Below are 16,337 nucleotides of genomic sequence, written 5' to 3'. Positions count from 1 at the left end.
AAAGCCAGTGGCTTTGGAGCAGTACAGCCGTCCCTCGGACTCACAGAACGGTGGGAGTTGTGAAACTCGAATTGAAGGGGATCTCGAAAGCCTTCGGGACCTTCTACGCCAACCAAGACATCGACCTTGTGGTCGAATCCGGCCAGATCCATTGCCTTCTCGGCGAAAACGGTGCCGGAAAATCAACCCTTATGAACGTGCTGTACGGGCTGTACGAGCCCACAGCCGGCCAGATCCTGGTCAATGACCAGCCGGTCAGTTTCCGCGGCCCCGGTGATGCCATGGCGGCCGGCATCGGTATGGTGCACCAGCACTTCATGCTGGTCCCCGTCTTCACGGTGGCGGAAAACGTGGCCCTCGGTGCGGAGCCGACCTCGTTCGGCGGTGTGCTCAGCATGGACGAAACCCGGAAGAAGATTCGGGAAATCTCCGACAAATACGGCTTTGACGTGGATCCTGACGCCTTGGTGGAGGACCTGCCCGTGGGCGTCCAGCAACGTGTCGAGATCATCAAGGCACTGGTCCGCGAAGCCAAGGTCCTCATCCTGGACGAGCCCACCGCAGTGCTGACACCGCAGGAAACCGATGAACTTCTGGACATCATGCGGCAACTCAAGGCCGGCGGCACGTCCATCGTCTTCATCTCGCACAAGCTGCGTGAAGTGAAGGCTGTCTCCGACGTCATCACCGTCATTCGCCGCGGCAAAGTAGTGGGGGATGCGCCTCCCACGGCATCCGCCACCGAACTGGCGTCCATGATGGTGGGCCGCCCCGTCAGCCTGAGCCTGAACAAAGCACCCGCGCAGCCGAAGGAAACCACGTTCGTGGTGGAAAACCTGACGGTCCGCGCTGCCAACGGCACCAACGTTGTGGACGGGATCAGCTTCGACATCGCCCAAGGCGAGATCCTCGCCGTCGCGGGTGTCCAAGGCAATGGGCAAACGGAACTGACCGAAGCGATCCTGGGCGTGCAAGAGCACGTCACCGGTTCCGTGACACTGGACGGCAAGCAACTGCTGGGCCTTCCGGTCAAGGAGGTGCTGCGCTCGGGCGTCGGCTTTGTTCCGGAGGACCGCACCGTTGATGGACTGGTAGGTCCTTTCTCGGTAGCCGAAAACCTGGTCCTTGACCTGTATGACCAAGCACCGTTTGCCAGCGGCATCAGCATGAAGCCGGCCAAGGTTGCCGAGCATGCCAAGGCCAAGATCGAAGAATTCGATATCCGGACTCCTTCTGCGGGGTCGGCGGCCGGAACACTGTCCGGCGGCAACCAGCAGAAAGTGGTCATGGCCCGGGAGTTGTCCAGGCCTCTGCGGTTGTTCATCGCGAGCCAGCCGACCCGTGGCGTGGATGTCGGCTCCATCGAGTTCCTGCACAAACGAATCGTTGCCGAGCGCGACGTTGGAACGCCGGTCATGATCGTTTCCACTGAACTTGATGAGGTCATCGAACTCGCCGACCGGATTGCCGTGCTCTACAAGGGCAAGCTCGTGGGCATCGTCCCCGCCGGAACGCCCCGCGACACCCTCGGCTTGATGATGGCCGGCGTCGGCCCGGAAGGAGGCTCCGATGACTGAGAACGATCAGTCCAAGAGCGAACCAACACCCGCATTGCCCGCTGAGGACCAGTCCACAGCGGACCTCCGTGCGGCAGATGTCTCACTGGATACTGCGGGAGGCATGCTGGAACCGTCCATCGTTCCGGTGTCTTCCCAAAGCGGCGATCCAGGAGCGCAGCAGGGCAGCCTCATGCGCCGCATCGTGATGGGCAACGGCTTCGTGTCCGTCCTGGCCGTCATTGTGGCGCTCTTCCTGGGTGGCCTGCTGATTGCCAGCACGGACGCCCAGGTTGCCAAAACCGCAGGCTACTTGTTCGCACGACCCACGGACTTCCTGAGCGCGTTGTGGTCGGCCATGACCGAGAGCTATGTTGCCCTTTTCCAAGGGTCAATCTTCAACCCCCGGCAGGGACTGCAGCCGCTGCTTGAAACCATGACTGTGGCAACGCCGCTGATCTGTGCCGGCCTCGGCGTAGCCCTGGCCTTCCGCGCCGGCCTGTTCAACATCGGCGCCCAGGGACAGATCATCATCAGCGCCACGCTTGCTGCCTACGTAGGGTTCGCCTGGCACCTGCCATTCGGCCTGCACCTGCTGGTGGTCATCATCATGGGTGTCCTGGGTGGTGCTCTTTGGGGTGCGATCGTTGGCATCCTGAAAGCACGGACTGGCGCACACGAGGTGATCGTCACCATCATGCTGAACTACGTTGCTTTGTTCCTGCTGGACTTCCTGCTGAATACTGCTGCGTTCCGGCGTCCGGGGGATAACAGCCCCATCTCGCCACGCCTGGACGAGTCGGCAACGTATCCCGTCCTCATCCCCGGCTCCCGTCTCCACGTGGGATTCCTGGTGGCCATAGCGCTGACCTTCGGCGTGTGGTGGCTGTTGAACCGGTCCACCATCGGTTTTGAGTTCCGTGCTGTCGGCGCCAATCCCATCGCTGCACGGACTGCCGGCGTCAAGGTATCCCGCGCCACCATCCTGGTGATGGCCATGGCCGGTGCACTCGCCGCGTTCGGTGGTATCGCCCAGGTGGCCGGTACGGAAAAGGTGCTGACCGGCGGCGTCGCTGCCCAAATCGGCTTCGACGCCATCACGGTTGCCTTGCTGGGACGCAGCACGCCGTGGGGGACGTTCTTCGCCGGCCTGCTGTTCGGAGCCTTCCGCGCAGGGGCAGTGCAGATGCAGATCCAGACCGGAACGCCCATCGACATCGTTCTGGTGGTGCAGTCCTTGATCGTGCTCTTCATCGCAGCGCCTCCGCTCATCCGGTCGATTTTCCGGCTTGAGCCCAAGAAGAAGAACAAGACACCCAAAGCGGCTCCCAAGGCTGCCCTCGTCAACGCCTCCGGAGGTGCCAAGTGAGCGCGACAACCACCGCTCCGAAGTCGGGTTCAACGGCACTGCCGGCGTTCCGGCCTTCCATGAAAGTCCCGCTCTCGCTCGGCATCCTTGCCCTCATAGCCTTGGTCTTCTTCGGCTTCCTGGGCCCGGACCAGACAGCCGAGATGAAGATCAGCGACGCAGGTGACGCCGTTGCCGTCCCGGCCCTCATGATTCCGGGACAGGTGGGCGGGGTCGTCTTCGGCATCCTGCTCCTGGCCATGGCCGCGTATTCGATCTACCTCTGGACTCAGGGGGAGCGGTCACCCAAGTGGCTGCCCATCGCGTTTGCCGTAGTGTTCGTGTTCGCGTTGCTCGTCTGGATCGTCGCAGGCGCCCGCCAACCCTCCATCTCGCTGGCGGGCCTCGTCGCCGGTTCGGTAACACTGGCCGTGCCGCTGGTGTTCGGCTCTCTGTCCGGCGTGCTCTGTGAGCGCGTGGGCGTAGTGAACATCGCTATCGAGGGTCAACTTCTGGGCGGCGCCTTCACCGCTGCGCTGGTAGCCACCATGACGGGCAGTCCTTACATTGGCCTGATCGCGGCGGCTGCCGCCGGTGCCGCTGTCTCCATGGTCCTGGCGGTCTTCAGCATCAAATACCTGGTCAACCAGATCATTGTGGGCGTTGTCCTCAACGTGCTGGTCTCCGGCCTCACGGGCTTCCTTTACGGCACGCTGATGGTCCCCAACAAGGAGCAGTTCAACACCCCCGGGCGCCTGGACATCCTGCCGATCCCGCTGCTCTCGGACATCCCCATCATCGGGCCAATCCTGTTTGAACAATCCATTGCCGGCTACCTCATGTACATTGCCGTGGCAGTGGTGTGGTTCGGATTGTTCAAGACCCGCTGGGGCCTGCGGGTCCGCGCCGTCGGCGAGCACCCGCAGGCGGCCGACACCCTGGGCATCAACGTCAATGCCACCCGCTTCTGGAATGTCACCTTGGGAGGTGCCATTGCGGGCATCGGTGGTGCCGTGTTCACCTTGGTGACCATCGACACGTTCACCAAGGACATTTCCGGTGGCCGAGGCTTCATTGCCTTGGCGGCTTTGATCTTTGGCCGTTGGAATCCCATTGGGGCCTTCCTGGCTTCACTGCTGTTCGGCTTCGCGTACAACCTGCAATCGATCATTGGCATTATCGGTACCCCGGTCCCGAGCCAGTTCATGGCCATGCTGCCGTACTTGGTGACCATTTTCGCCGTCGCCGGTTTGGTGGGTAAGTCGCGGCCACCGGCCGCAAGCGGCATACCGTACGTGAAGGGTTGACGATGCCTGCGGATGACATCGATTGGCAGGCCCTGGAAGAGGCGGCACAGCAGGCCATGCGCCATGCCTACGCGCCGTACTCCAAATTCCCAGTGGGGGCTGCGGCCCTCACCGAGGACGGCCGGATCGTGACTGGCTGCAATGTGGAGAACGCCAGCTACGGACTCACCCTCTGCGCCGAATGCGCACTGGTTGGCCAGCTCCACATGACCGGCGGTGGCCGGCTCGCCGCGTTCTATTGCGTGGACGGCCAGGGCAATATCCTCATGCCGTGCGGACGTTGCCGCCAGTTGCTCTACGAGTTCCGGGCACCCGGCATGCAACTCATGACCACGCAGGGAATCAAAACCATGGACCAGGTGCTGCCTGATGCCTTCGGTCCCGAAAACCTGGAGGAAACCACGTGACCAAAACTGAAGCGTTCGACGCCGTCCAGATCATCTCCATCAAGCGGGACAAAGGCACCCTCACTCCCGAGCAGATTGACTGGACCATTGATGCCTACACCCGAGGCGTCATTGCCGAGGAACAAATGGCCGCGCTCAACATGGCCATCCTGCTCAACGGAATGGACCGCAGCGAGATTTCACGGTGGACTTCCGCCATGATCGCCTCGGGCGAGCGGATGGACTTTTCGTCCCTGACAACGCCCGACGGCGGCATGAAGGCTACCAGCGACAAACACTCCACCGGTGGGGTCGGGGACAAGATCACGCTCCCTCTGGCGCCGCTCGTTGCCGTGTTCGGCGTCGCGGTTCCGCAGCTGTCAGGCCGCGGGCTGGGCCACACAGGTGGAACGTTGGACAAGCTGGAAGCCATCCCCGGGTGGCGCGCCAACTTGAGCAACGACGAGATCATGGCCCAGCTCCAGGACGTCGGTGCAGTCATCTGCGCGGCAGGTTCCGGGCTGGCTCCTGCCGACAAGAAGCTCTACGCCCTGCGCGACGTCACTGGCACCGTGGAGGCGATCCCATTGATTGCTTCCTCGATCATGAGCAAGAAGATCGCTGAAGGAACGGGCTCCTTGGTGCTGGACGTGAAGGTAGGTTCCGGCGCTTTCATGAAGGATGAAGCACGGGCCCGCGAGCTTGCCGAGACCATGGTGGCTCTGGGCAACGACGCCGGTGTGCACACCGTCGCCCTGATCACGGATATGTCCACGCCCTTGGGATTGACGGCCGGAAACGCGATCGAAGTTGAGGAATCCGTGGAGGTCCTGTCCGGCGGCGGCCCGGAAGACGTCGTCGAGTTGACCGTCCGCCTGGCCGAGGAGATGCTGGCCGGTGCCGGCATCCACGACGCCGATCCTGCGGCAGCCCTGAGGGACGGCCGTGCCATGGACGTCTGGAACCGAATGATCGAAGCACAGGGTGGAGACCCGCGTGCTGCGCTTCCGGTGGCAAAGGAGTCCGAGGTTCTCTACGCTCCGGCAGACGGTGTCCTGGTGGAACTGGATGCGCTTTCTGTGGGTGTTGCGGCCTGGCGCCTGGGCGCGGGGCGGGCCCGTAAGGAGGACCAGGTCCAGGCCGGTGCAGGTGTCCGCATGCACGCCAAGCCGGGTGCCTTGGTCCGTGCGGGGGAGCCGCTGATGACGCTCCTGACGGACACTCCCGAGAAGTTCGAACGGGCCAAGGAAGCGCTCCAGGATGCCGTGGTGATCGCGCCCGAGGGTTCACGCCCGGCGCATCAGCTCATCATCGACCGCATCGCCTAGGCTTAAGTGTTCCGGGCCGTTCGCCAAGGACGCCCGGAACACCAGTCATCCGGCGCCTGTGGGGGAGCCGGCTATCGTAAGGAAACCGTGCAGGGCATCAACGATTTCATCCTCGCCGCGGCGGAGCAGCCATGGGTGTTGTTCCTGGTGCTGGCCTGCTGCGTGATAGATGGCTTCTTCCCACCCATTCCGAGCGAATCCGTGGTGGTGGGCTTGAGCGCCGTGTCCGGGAGCAGCGGCTCTCCCAATGTCTGGCTGCTCGGCGTGATGGCAGCCCTGGGGGCGTTCTCGGGGGACAACATCGCTTACATTATCGGCCGCCGCATCGGGATCCAGCGGTGGCGGTGGATGCGTACGCAGCGGATGCAGGGCGCCTTCCGTTGGGCAGGCAAGGAACTCCGACGCCGGTCGGCCTCGCTCATCATGGTGGCCCGCTTCATCCCCATTGGCAGGGTGGCCGTCAACCTGACGGCCGGTGCCACGCACTTCCACCACCGACGCTTCGTGGCCCTTACCGCCATGTCCGCCGTCCTGTGGGCCACGTATTCGGTGATCCTGGGCTACTTCTTTGGAGTCTGGTTCGAAGACAACCATCTCCTGGGCGCCGTCATAGCGATCGTGGTTGCCGTGATCCTGGGAATCATCATCGATCGGATCATCAGCAAAGTCCGTGGATCCGTGCCGTTGGACGGCAAGAACATCCCTGAGGAAGACGCCCCGGCTCCACCCACGGTATGACGCCTCCGGCCCCGGAAGATCAGCCCGGCGGTTGACGACGGCACCCTATCAGCCCCTATAGCGTTAAGCGTGTGATCCCAAGGCTGGGACGTAGCGAACGACGTCCCGGCCGTGGGACACTAGAGCGACTTCCGTCACACCGTCAAGTCATATTCGTCTAGGAGCTACCGCCGCGTGGAGTTTTTGAACCAAATGCTCGAGCATGCAGCCGGGCAGCCCTGGATATACCCGGTCCTGCTGGTCTTCTTCTTCATTGACGGATTTGCCACCATCCTTCCCAGCGAAACAGCCATCGTTGGCCTCTCGGCGCTGTCCCTTCACAGCGGAGAGCCCAACCTGTGGATCCTGGGAGGCACCGCACTGGTAGGTGCCATGGCAGGCGACAACATGGCCTACATGCTGGGCCGGAAAATCGGCCTCACCCGCTGGAAGTGGATGCGCCGGCCCAAGGTCCAGAAGATGTTCGCCTGGGCGCAGTATGAGCTGGATAAGCGCGGCGCGGTCCTCATCTTCACGGCCCGCTACATTCCCTGGGGCCGCGTAGCAGTGAACTACGTGGCCGGACAAACCGGCTTCCGCCACCGGACTTTCTTCTGGTTGGACGCCTTCGCCTGCATCACGTGGGTGGGCTACTCCATCGGTATCGGCCTCCTCGCAGGCCAGTGGGTGCACCACAACCCGCTCCTGGGAGTCGGCATCGCGGTTGCCTTCGCCGTTGTCCTGGGCATTGTGGTGGATCACGCCCTCCGTTGGTGGCACAAATACCTGGAGAAGAAGGACCTCGCCAAGGAAGCTGCTGCCAGCACGGAGGTGGCAGCAGTCGATCCCGCGGAAAAGGCGATCGCCGGCGTCGACCTCTCCAAGCCCGCCAGCTAGGGCGACCAGCTGTACCAGCAGCAGTACTAGCCGGAGCGGCTGTGGGGACTAGTCTTAGTACGTGACTGAGCCCATACTTGACGCCGCCCCTGCCCTTGACTTCGATCTGAAGAGCCTCCCCAAGGTTTCCCTCCACGACCACCTGGACGGAGGTCTCCGCCCCGCCACGATCATCGAACTCGCTGAGGCGGTCGGCCACACGCTGCCGTCCACCGACCCCGTTGCGCTGGGTGAATGGTTCCGCGAATCAGCCGACTCCGGCTCACTGGTCCGCTACCTCGAAACGTTCGACCACACCATTGCTGTCATGCAGACCAAGGAAGGCCTCTTCAGGGTGGCCAAGGAGTTTGTGGAAGACCTGGCCGAGGACGGCGTCGTCTACGGCGAAGTCCGCTGGGCTCCCGAACAGCACCTGCAGCAGGGCCTGACCCTGGACGAAGTTGTTGAAGCAGTCCAGACGGGCCTTGAAGCCGGCATGGAGTCCGCTGAAGAACGTGGCCAGCAGATCCAGGTGGGGCAGCTCATCACTGCCATGCGGCACGCCGACCGCGGTCAGGAAATCGCCGAGCTCGCCGTCCGTCACCGCGCCAACGGCGCCGTTGGCTTCGATATCGCCGGGGCCGAAGACGGCTTCCTCCCGTCCCGTTTCAAGGACGCCTTCACGTACCTTGCCGAAAACAATTTCCCGGCCACCGTCCACGCCGGTGAAGCAGCGGGCCTGGAGAGCATCCAGTCAGCCCTGGTTGATGGCCGCGCCCTGCGCCTGGGCCACGGCGTCCGGATCGCCGAGGACATCTCGGTGGAGTTTGAGGACAATTCCGACGACGACGGCGAGGACACCATCGGCATGGTGACCATCGGCAGTGTGGCGGCCTGGGTCCGCGACCGCGGCATCGCCCTGGAAATCTGCCCTTCCTCCAACCTTCAGACCGGCGCCATTTCCGGCTTTGGCGATGGCATCGAAAGCCACCCGGTGGACATGCTCTTCCAGCTCGGCTTCAACGTCACCATCAACACGGACAACCGCCTCATGAGTGGAGTCACCCTGACGGACGAGTTCGAGCTGCTGGTGGAAACCTTTGATTACGACCTCGATGACCTCCTTGAACTGACGCTCAACGCCGCCGAGGCAGCCTTCCTGCCGCTGGACGAGCGCGAAGCCCTGGTTGAGTACATCAACGATGCCTACGCCAACCTCGGCTAACAACGCCGACGGACTCACGGAGCTCATTGGGACAGTCGCCGCGCTGCGTGAGCACTGCCCCTGGATGGGTGGGCTGACGCACGAGTCGCTGGTGGAATACCTGATTGAGGAAGCCTACGAAGTGGTGGACTCGATCGAAGCCGGTGCGGTGGACGACGAGCTTCGCGGCGAGCTGGGTGATGTACTTCTTCAGGTAGTGCTTCACGCCCGGCTCGCCGAGGAGCGCGGCAGCTTTGATTTTGCTGACGTAGCCCGGGGCATCAACGCCAAAATGGTCCGGCGAAACCAGCACGTCTTCAAGGCGGACGGTTCCCTTCGGGAGAGTTTCCCGGCCAGTGTCGAGGAGATCATCGTCAAGTGGGATGCCGCCAAGCGGGCGGAGAAGCCGGAACGGAAAGACCCCTTCGAGGGTATTCCGCCGCACCTCCCGGCCTTGGCGGCAGCCCAGAAATCCCTGGACCGGGCAGTCCGCTCAGGGTTGGACGTGGACGCCCAAGGTGCGCTGGCCGCCGTCGGGCTGACTGCTGTTCCTGCCACGGAAGAGGCGCTCGGTGAGCTGCTGCTCGCCGTCGTGGCCGGGGCCCGGGAGCAAGGACTCGACGCCGAACGGGCCCTCCGTTCCGCAGTTCGATCGTTTCAGAACCGCCAGGCCCAGCCTTCATGACGTGAGTCTTTGGAAGTTGTTCCGTAACCTAAGCCACTCTGGACTACGCTAGTAGCGACGAGGACGTTGAGAATTTCCCTCCTCATTCCTGTAATTTGCCCATAAGGAGCACATCCATGGCGCTTATCGATGCCATCCACGCACGCGAGATCCTTGATTCCCGCGGAAACCCGACCGTAGAAGTTGAGGTCCTGCTCTCCGACGGCCAGATCGGCCGTGCAGCAGTTCCCTCCGGTGCTTCCACCGGCGAGCACGAGGCCGTTGAGCTTCGCGACGGCGACAAAGGCCGTTACCTCGGCAAGGGTGTCCAGAAGGCCGTTGACGCCGTCATCGACGAGATCTCCCCGGCCCTGATTGGTTTCGACGCCACTGACCAGCGCAGCATCGACCAGGCCATGATTGACCTGGACGGTACGCCCAACAAGGGCAAGCTCGGCGCCAACGCCATCCTGGGTGTTTCCTTGGCCGTTGCCAACGCTGCCGCAGCTTCCGCTGACCTGCCGCTTTACAAGTACCTGGGTGGCCCTAACGCCCATGTCCTGCCCGTTCCCCTGATGAACATCCTCAACGGTGGCTCGCACGCCGACTCCGATGTGGACATCCAGGAATTCATGATCGCCCCGATCGGTGCCGAGACCTTCTCCGAGGGCCTGCGCTGGGGCGTTGAGGTCTACCACAACCTCAAGGCTGTCCTCCAGGAAAAGGGCCTCTCCACAGGCCTCGGTGACGAAGGTGGCTTTGCCCCCAACCTGCCGTCCAACCGCGCTGCACTGGACCTCATCCAGGAAGCCATCAAGAACGCCGGCTACACCCCGGGTACGGACATCGCCCTGGCACTGGACGTTGCCTCGTCCGAGTTCTACAAGGACGGTGCTTACCAGTTCGAAGGCAAGGCACTTTCCGCCACCGAGATGAGCGCCTACTACGCTGAGCTCGTTGCCGACTACCCGTTGGTTTCCATCGAAGACCCGCTGGACGAGAACGACTGGGAAGGCTGGAAGACCCTCACCGACACCATCGGTGACAAGGTCCAGCTGGTGGGCGACGACCTCTTCGTCACCAACCCGGTCCGCCTGCAGCAGGGCATCGAGACGGCCACGGCCAACTCCCTGCTGGTCAAGGTCAACCAGATCGGTTCCCTGACCGAGACGCTGGACGCCGTTTCCCTGGCCCAGCGCTCCGGTTACACCACCATTACCTCGCACCGCTCCGGCGAAACCGAGGACACCACCATTGCTGACATCGCCGTTGCCACCAACGCGGGCCAGATCAAGACCGGTGCCCCGGCCCGCTCCGAGCGCGTCGCCAAGTACAACCAGCTGCTGCGCATCGAAGAAGAACTCGACGACGCCGCACGCTACGCCGGCCGCAGCGCGTTCCCGCGTTTCAAGGGCTAGCCTTCAGCGAAAACACGTAACCGGTGGCTATGGTGGAAAGACCATGGCCGCCGGTTCTGTTTAACTCCGGTTCTGCTTAACACGGGCCAGGTCAACAACAGCAAGCGCAGCAACCCGCCAGGCAAGCACCGGGCATTACAGGAGTGTCATGGCCACCCGTCGTCCAAAGGTACCCAGGGCCGACGCACTGGGCCCCTCCAGTGCAGGCCGTTCCTCCGGTGCGGGCCGCCCCGCCAGCGAAACCCGGGCCACCGGCGCCAGTCCGCGAACTGCCGCCAAAAGCACTGAGGGTTCAGGCACGACTGGTTCAGCTTCCGGTAGCGGCGATGTCATCAAAGCCGAGTTTGGCGGACCGCGGACGAGTGCCAAAACCTCGACGCCGGCAGGCGGAACCACAGCACCCGCCGGCAAGAAGCCCACCGTGGGCCAAACAAAGCCCACGTACAAGGCAGCCAGCAAGCCGGGCACCAAGGCCACAGCTGAACATGATCTGGATCCAGTACCGGCCAAGGCGTTTTCCGGCAGGATGCTGGCGCTGGCAGTGGTCATGATTGCGATCACCATTATGCTGGCCCCCACGGTGAAGATTTTCCTGGAGAAGCGCGCCGAAATTTCGGCGTTGGAGGCCGAGATTGCAGGACGGAAAGCAGAGCAGGCCGAGCTCAACAAGCAGCTTTCCCGGTGGCAGGACCCCAACTACGTGAAACAACAGGCCCGCGACCGCATTAACATGGTTATGCCGGGTGAAACAGGTTACTGGGTGTTTGGGGGAGAAGAAGCCGCCGGCACGCCGGGTGGCCGCACCGGCTCCGGATCGTCTGCAAACCCGGAGAATCTGCCATGGGTGGATGCCCTCTGGGAGTCAATCAGACGATCGGCAACTGACTAGACGCGGTGCCCACCGCCGTCGTGTCCGCAGTGGACACGGCAACAAGGGCAGGAAGGGTGGCAGCGCAAGTGGAAGAGAACACGGCAGCCGTGCCGCAGGAATCCCGCCAGCCATCAGCACATGATCTTGAGGTCCTCAGCCGCCAGCTCGGCCGGCCGGTTCGGGATGTCGTTGAGATCCCTGCACGGTGCGTCTGCGGCAATCCGCTGGTGGCGGCTACCGCACCGCGGCTCAGCAACGGAACACCGTTTCCCACCACGTTCTACCTGACCCACCCCGTCATTACCTCCGCGGTGTCGCGGTTGGAAGCGGGCGGCCTCATGAACGAGATGAATCATCGCCTCACGGACGACCAAGACCTGGCGGGCGCCTACCACAGCGCCCACGAGGCCTACCTCCAGGCCCGCAACGAGATCGCCGGCCGCTCCGGAACCGGCGCTGTCCCTGAAATCGACGGCATCTCCGCCGGTGGGATGCCCACCAGGGTGAAGTGCCTCCACGTACTGGTAGGGCATTCCCTGGCTGCAGGGCCGGGCGTCAACCCGTTGGGAGACGAAGCCCTGGGCGCCATCACGCAGTGGTGGACCAAGGACCGTTGCTACTGCGATGGCGCGTGGGAGACTGCCGGTGAGGCACCTTCCCGGGACCTGAGCCGGCACGGGCCGCAGGGGTTGCCTGAGATCGTGGGACGCCCGGCGCCGGTTCGTAAACCGAAGACGGACACTCCGGGCCATCAGGAAGGCACTGCATGAGCCGCGTTGCAGCGATCGATTGCGGAACCAACTCCATCCGCCTCCTCATCGCCGATGTCTCAGCAGACGGCGCAACCGGCCCGCTGGCCGACGTCGTGCGTGAAATGCGGGTGGTTCGACTCGGTCAAGGAGTCGACGCTACCGGCGAGCTCGCACCGGAGGCCCTGGAACGCACGTTTGCAGCAACACGCGACTACGCCCAGCTCATAAAGGTGCACGGCGCCGGGCAAGTCCGTTTCGCCGCTACGTCCGCCACCCGTGACGCCCGCAACCGGCAGGTTTTCGTGGACGGCATCCGGGATCTCCTGGGTGTGGAGCCCGAGGTCATTTCCGGGGACGAGGAAGCGGCGCTTTCCTTCGCCGGCGCCAGCAGTGTCCTGCCGGCCACGGGGGAGGACCCCATCCTGGTGGTGGACCTCGGTGGCGGCAGCACTGAGTTCGTCCTGGGTGATTCCACTGGAGTCATCGCGGCACGCTCCGTGGACATCGGGTGCGTGCGGCTCACCGAACGTCACCTTCGCAGCGATCCGCCCACCGCTGCGCAAATCGCGGCAGCAGAGGCCGACGTCGATGCCGCACTTGATCTTGCTGCGCAGGCGGTGCCGCTTGACCGCGCCACTGCCGTGGTGGGCGTCGCCGGTTCCATCACCACCATCACCGCCCACGCGCTGGGCCTGGACGAATACCAGCCGGACCGGATCCATGGTGCCTCACTTGATCTCGAAACCATCAGCGACGCATGCACCAACCTGCTGGAAATGACGCGGGACGAGCGCGCAGCGCTTCCGTACATGCATCCGGGCCGCGTGGACGTCATCGGCGCCGGCGCCTTGGTGTGGCGCCGGATCCTGGACCGCCTGGCCAGTGTCAGCAGCGGCAGGATCGCTACGGCCGTCTCCAGCGAGCACGACATCCTGGACGGCATCGCCCTCAGCATCCGGGATGCCGCATGACGTTGCGTTTTCGCCGGACCCTCTCCGCTGCCCTTGCCACAGCTTTGGCAGGCGGGGCGTTGGCGGGTGCGTTGTTGACGGCTCCTGCCGCCGCTGCAGACGCGTGGCGCGACAAAGAGTTCTGGCTCAAGGATTCGGGCGTCACCAACGCCTGGCAGGTGTCCAAGGGTGCCGGGGTGAAGGTTGCGATCATCGACAGCGGCATTGATGGAAACCACCCGGACCTCAAAGGCGTGGTGGTGGGCGGGACGGACGTTTCGGGCGCGGGAGCACCCAACGGGCAAAAGAGTATTGGTGCCAAGACCGAGCACGGAACCTTGGTTGCCACGATGCTTGCCGGGCGCGGCCACACCACTCCCACGGCCTCGCCTTCACCGACGGGGTCCGCGCCCCCTCCAGGGCCGCCCACGGTCCCTCCTGCCGGGGGACCGGATGGGATCACTGGTGTCGCTCCTGAAGCGCAAATCCTGGCGGTCTCCACCTGGCTCGGATCACCCAACCCGGGCGGCAAAACGGACCAGGAGCAGATTCCGGACGCCGTCCGCTGGGCCGTGGACAACGGTGCCAAGGTCATCAACATCTCCTTGGGCAGTACCTCGCCGGACTGGCCGCAGAGCTGGGATGCGGCGTTCCTTTATGCAGAGCAGAAAGACGTGGTGATCGTCGCGGCCGCCGGTAACCGCGTGGGCGGCAACGTGCAGGTCGGAGCGCCCGCAACCATTCCCGGTGTCTTGACCGTCGCCGGACTCGACGGTGAGGGGCGCGCCAGCGTCGATTCCTCGTCCCAGGGCATCAGCATTGGCGTCGCCGCGCCGGCCGAGAAGCTGGTAGGCGGCATCCCCGGCGGCGGATACGCCGAATGGGCGGGAACGTCAGGTGCTGCCCCCATCGTTTCCGGTGTGGCCGCCCTCATCCGTTCCAAATGGCCGGAGATGAGTGCCAACCAGGTCATTAACAGAATTGTGAGCACGGCCAAGGACGCGGGAGCTCCGGGCAAGGATCCCCTTTATGGCTACGGCATCCTCAACGCCGAGGCAGCCCTGAAGGATGACGTGGCTGCCACCACCAGCAACCCGCTGGGATCCATCGCTGACTGGATCCGGGTCCACCGCCGCGGAGATTTCAGTGAGCCGTCGCAGGCTCCTGTAGCGAGCCCCACCAGCGCAGCACCCACCCTGGTTGATCCGACGGTCCCGACAGCGAAGACGCCGGCAACCGTCGACGACGCCCTGCCGGCCGCCGTCGTACTTGGTTTTGGAGCCTTGTTCCTTGCCCTGGTGACGGGCGCCGCGATTCAGTTGAGGAGGGTCTCCAAAAACGCTCCAGCGGTGGCCGAGGAGGCCGAAACGGGCGCGCTTCTGAAAGTGGATCCGCCCGCCCGGACATAGTTAGTGAAGATTTTCACAAAGTGCTGTACTCTGGACTCATGGCAACCACCCCAGAGCTCATTGACCGTCCCCGGGTTCTCGTCGTCGGCGGCGGCTACGTCGGCCTGTACGTAGCCCTCAAACTGCAGAAGAAGATTGCGAACGCCGGTGGCATCGTCACCGTCGTTGATCCACTGCCGTACATGACCTACCAGCCCTTCCTCCCGGAAGTGGCCGGTGGCAACATCGAGGCACGCCACGCCGTCGTCTCCCACCGTCAGCACCTGAAGCAGACTGAGCTCATCCAGGGCCGCGTCACCAGCATCGATCACGCCAACCGGACCGCGGTCATCGCCCCGTCCGACGGCGGCGACAACTTCGAAATCCCGTACTTCGACGTCGTCATCGCAGCAGGCGCCATCACCCGTACCTTCCCCATCAAGGGCCTCGCGGACAAGGGCATTGGCCTGAAGACCATCGAGGAAGCCGTTGCACTGCGCAACAAGGTGCTGGAGCGCATTGAAGCCGCTTCCACCATGACCGACCCCGCACAGCGCGCCAAGGCACTGACCTTCGTCGTAGTGGGTGGCGGCTTCGCCGGTATCGAGTGCCTCACCGAGATGGAAGACCTCGCCCGCGCCGCGGTCCGCAACAACCCCCGCATCCGCCAGGAAGAAGTCCGCTTCATCCTGGTCGAAGCCATGGGCCGCATCATGCCTGAGGTCACTGCCTCGCAGGCCGAGTGGGTTGTGGAGCACCTCCGCAGCCGTGGCATCGAAGTCCTCCTCAACACTTCCCTTGACAGCGCCGAGGGCAACCTCAAGCTGATCAACCTCCCGGACAAGACCCCGGCCCAGGAAGTTGAAGCGGACACCCTGGTATGGGCTGCCGGCGTGCAGGCCAACCCGATGATCCGCTCCACCGACTTCCCGCTGGAACCCCGTGGCCGTGTCCGCGTCCTCCCGGACCTGCGCATCGCAGGCGACGAAGGCATCGTGGAGAACGCCTGGGCTGCCGGGGACATCGCCGCTGTTCCGGACCTCACGGGCAAGGGCCTGCCGGACGGCACCTGCGTCCCCAACGCCCAGCACGCTCTTCGCCAGGCCAAGAAGCTTGCCAAGAACCTGTGGGCTTCCCGCTGGGACAAGCCGCTGCACGACTACAAGCACAAGAACCTTGGCGCTGTGGCCGGCTTCGGCGAGTGGAAGGGTGTTGCCAACATCAATCTGCTGGGCCGTATCGGCCTCAAGGGCGGCCTCGCCTGGCTGGCACACCGTGGTTACCACGGCATGGCCATGCCCACGGTGGAGCGCAAGTTCCGCGTGGTCTTCGGTTGGATCCTGGCCTTCTTCGCCGGCCGCGACACCACGCAGCTGATCGACCTCGACAACCCGCGCGGCGCGTTCGTTGCCGCTGCGACGCCGGCCCCCAAGCCCGCAGCTGCTCCGGCACCTGTAGAGGCCAAGCCTGCTGCTGAGGAAGTCAAGACTCCGGTCACTGCTGCCGCAAAGTAGTTCGCGCGCCACGCAGTTCACGCACGACGGCGGTCGCTCCCTTTCGGGGAGTGGCCGC

At 63.9% G+C, this 16,337-nt stretch carries 15 protein-coding genes; all 15 read left to right on the top strand.

Translation table 11 applies throughout. The features are described from left to right. Positions 1-59: 59 nt before the first annotated feature. The 15 genes from ABIE35_RS03530 (at position 60) to ABIE35_RS03460 (ending at position 16,279) form a co-directional block, all read left to right on the top strand. Positions 60-1,577, top strand: coding sequence for an ABC transporter ATP-binding protein (locus tag ABIE35_RS03530; RefSeq protein ID WP_354512468.1), 1,518 nt, complete (start codon positions 60-62; stop codon positions 1,575-1,577). Beyond that, the gene (locus ABIE35_RS03525; RefSeq protein ID WP_354512467.1) at positions 1,570-2,925 is read left to right on the top strand and encodes an ABC transporter permease; all 1,356 of its coding nucleotides are present in this window, start codon (positions 1,570-1,572) and stop codon (positions 2,923-2,925) included. Before ABIE35_RS03530 ends, ABIE35_RS03525 begins: the two co-directional genes overlap by 8 nt. Next, positions 2,922-4,211, top strand: coding sequence for an ABC transporter permease (locus ABIE35_RS03520; protein ID WP_354512466.1), 1,290 nt, complete (start codon positions 2,922-2,924; stop codon positions 4,209-4,211). The genes ABIE35_RS03525 and ABIE35_RS03520 overlap by 4 nt, the downstream gene beginning before the upstream one ends. A gap of 2 nt (positions 4,212-4,213) precedes the next feature. Then, entirely contained in the window at positions 4,214-4,618 is a 405-nt protein-coding gene (locus ABIE35_RS03515) for a cytidine deaminase (protein ID WP_354512465.1), read from the top strand. After that, the gene (locus ABIE35_RS03510; protein WP_354512464.1) at positions 4,615-5,925 is read left to right on the top strand and encodes a thymidine phosphorylase; all 1,311 of its coding nucleotides are present in this window, start codon (positions 4,615-4,617) and stop codon (positions 5,923-5,925) included. The genes ABIE35_RS03515 and ABIE35_RS03510 overlap by 4 nt, the downstream gene beginning before the upstream one ends. Positions 5,926-6,012: 87 nt before the next feature. Then, positions 6,013-6,663 carry a DedA family protein gene (locus ABIE35_RS03505; protein ID WP_354230084.1) on the top strand — a complete coding sequence of 217 codons (651 nt, stop codon included), beginning with the start codon at positions 6,013-6,015 and terminating at the stop codon, positions 6,661-6,663. A gap of 192 nt (positions 6,664-6,855) precedes the next feature. Further along, the gene (locus tag ABIE35_RS03500; RefSeq protein WP_354513011.1) at positions 6,856-7,539 is read left to right on the top strand and encodes a DedA family protein; all 684 of its coding nucleotides are present in this window, start codon (positions 6,856-6,858) and stop codon (positions 7,537-7,539) included. 61 nt (positions 7,540-7,600) lie between these two features. Further along, positions 7,601-8,743 (top strand): adenosine deaminase, encoded by a 1,143-nt coding sequence (locus ABIE35_RS03495; RefSeq protein ID WP_354512463.1) that lies wholly within the window; start codon positions 7,601-7,603, stop codon positions 8,741-8,743. Further along, on the top strand, positions 8,721-9,407 hold the full coding sequence (locus ABIE35_RS03490) for a MazG nucleotide pyrophosphohydrolase domain-containing protein (protein ID WP_354512462.1): 687 nt from the start codon (positions 8,721-8,723) through the stop codon (positions 9,405-9,407). Before ABIE35_RS03495 ends, ABIE35_RS03490 begins: the two co-directional genes overlap by 23 nt. Positions 9,408-9,523: 116 nt before the next feature. Continuing rightward, positions 9,524-10,804 carry a phosphopyruvate hydratase gene (gene eno, locus ABIE35_RS03485; RefSeq protein WP_026542844.1) on the top strand — a complete coding sequence of 427 codons (1,281 nt, stop codon included), beginning with the start codon at positions 9,524-9,526 and terminating at the stop codon, positions 10,802-10,804. A 148-nt stretch (positions 10,805-10,952) separates the two neighbouring features. Next, positions 10,953-11,693, top strand: a complete 741-nt coding sequence (locus tag ABIE35_RS03480; RefSeq protein ID WP_354512461.1) for an FtsB family cell division protein — start codon at positions 10,953-10,955, stop codon at positions 11,691-11,693. Positions 11,694-11,761: 68 nt separating this feature from the next. Beyond that, complete coding sequence (locus tag ABIE35_RS03475; RefSeq protein ID WP_354513009.1) at positions 11,762-12,445, top strand: DUF501 domain-containing protein; 684 nt, start codon at positions 11,762-11,764, stop codon at positions 12,443-12,445. Next, positions 12,442-13,398 carry a Ppx/GppA phosphatase family protein gene (locus ABIE35_RS03470; RefSeq protein WP_354512460.1) on the top strand — a complete coding sequence of 319 codons (957 nt, stop codon included), beginning with the start codon at positions 12,442-12,444 and terminating at the stop codon, positions 13,396-13,398. The genes ABIE35_RS03475 and ABIE35_RS03470 overlap by 4 nt, the downstream gene beginning before the upstream one ends. Continuing rightward, a complete protein-coding gene (locus ABIE35_RS03465; protein WP_354512459.1) occupies positions 13,395-14,786 on the top strand; it encodes a S8 family serine peptidase in 1,392 nt (463 codons plus the stop codon). Before ABIE35_RS03470 ends, ABIE35_RS03465 begins: the two co-directional genes overlap by 4 nt. 38 nt (positions 14,787-14,824) lie before the next feature. Continuing rightward, positions 14,825-16,279, top strand: coding sequence for an NAD(P)/FAD-dependent oxidoreductase (locus ABIE35_RS03460; RefSeq protein ID WP_354512458.1), 1,455 nt, complete (start codon positions 14,825-14,827; stop codon positions 16,277-16,279). Positions 16,280-16,337 lie beyond the last annotated feature (58 nt).

This window comes from Paenarthrobacter sp. 4246, assembly GCF_040546855.1.
Classification (GTDB): Bacteria; Actinomycetota; Actinomycetes; order Actinomycetales; family Micrococcaceae; genus Arthrobacter.
This window is presented reverse-complemented; position numbering and strand designations above follow the sequence as displayed.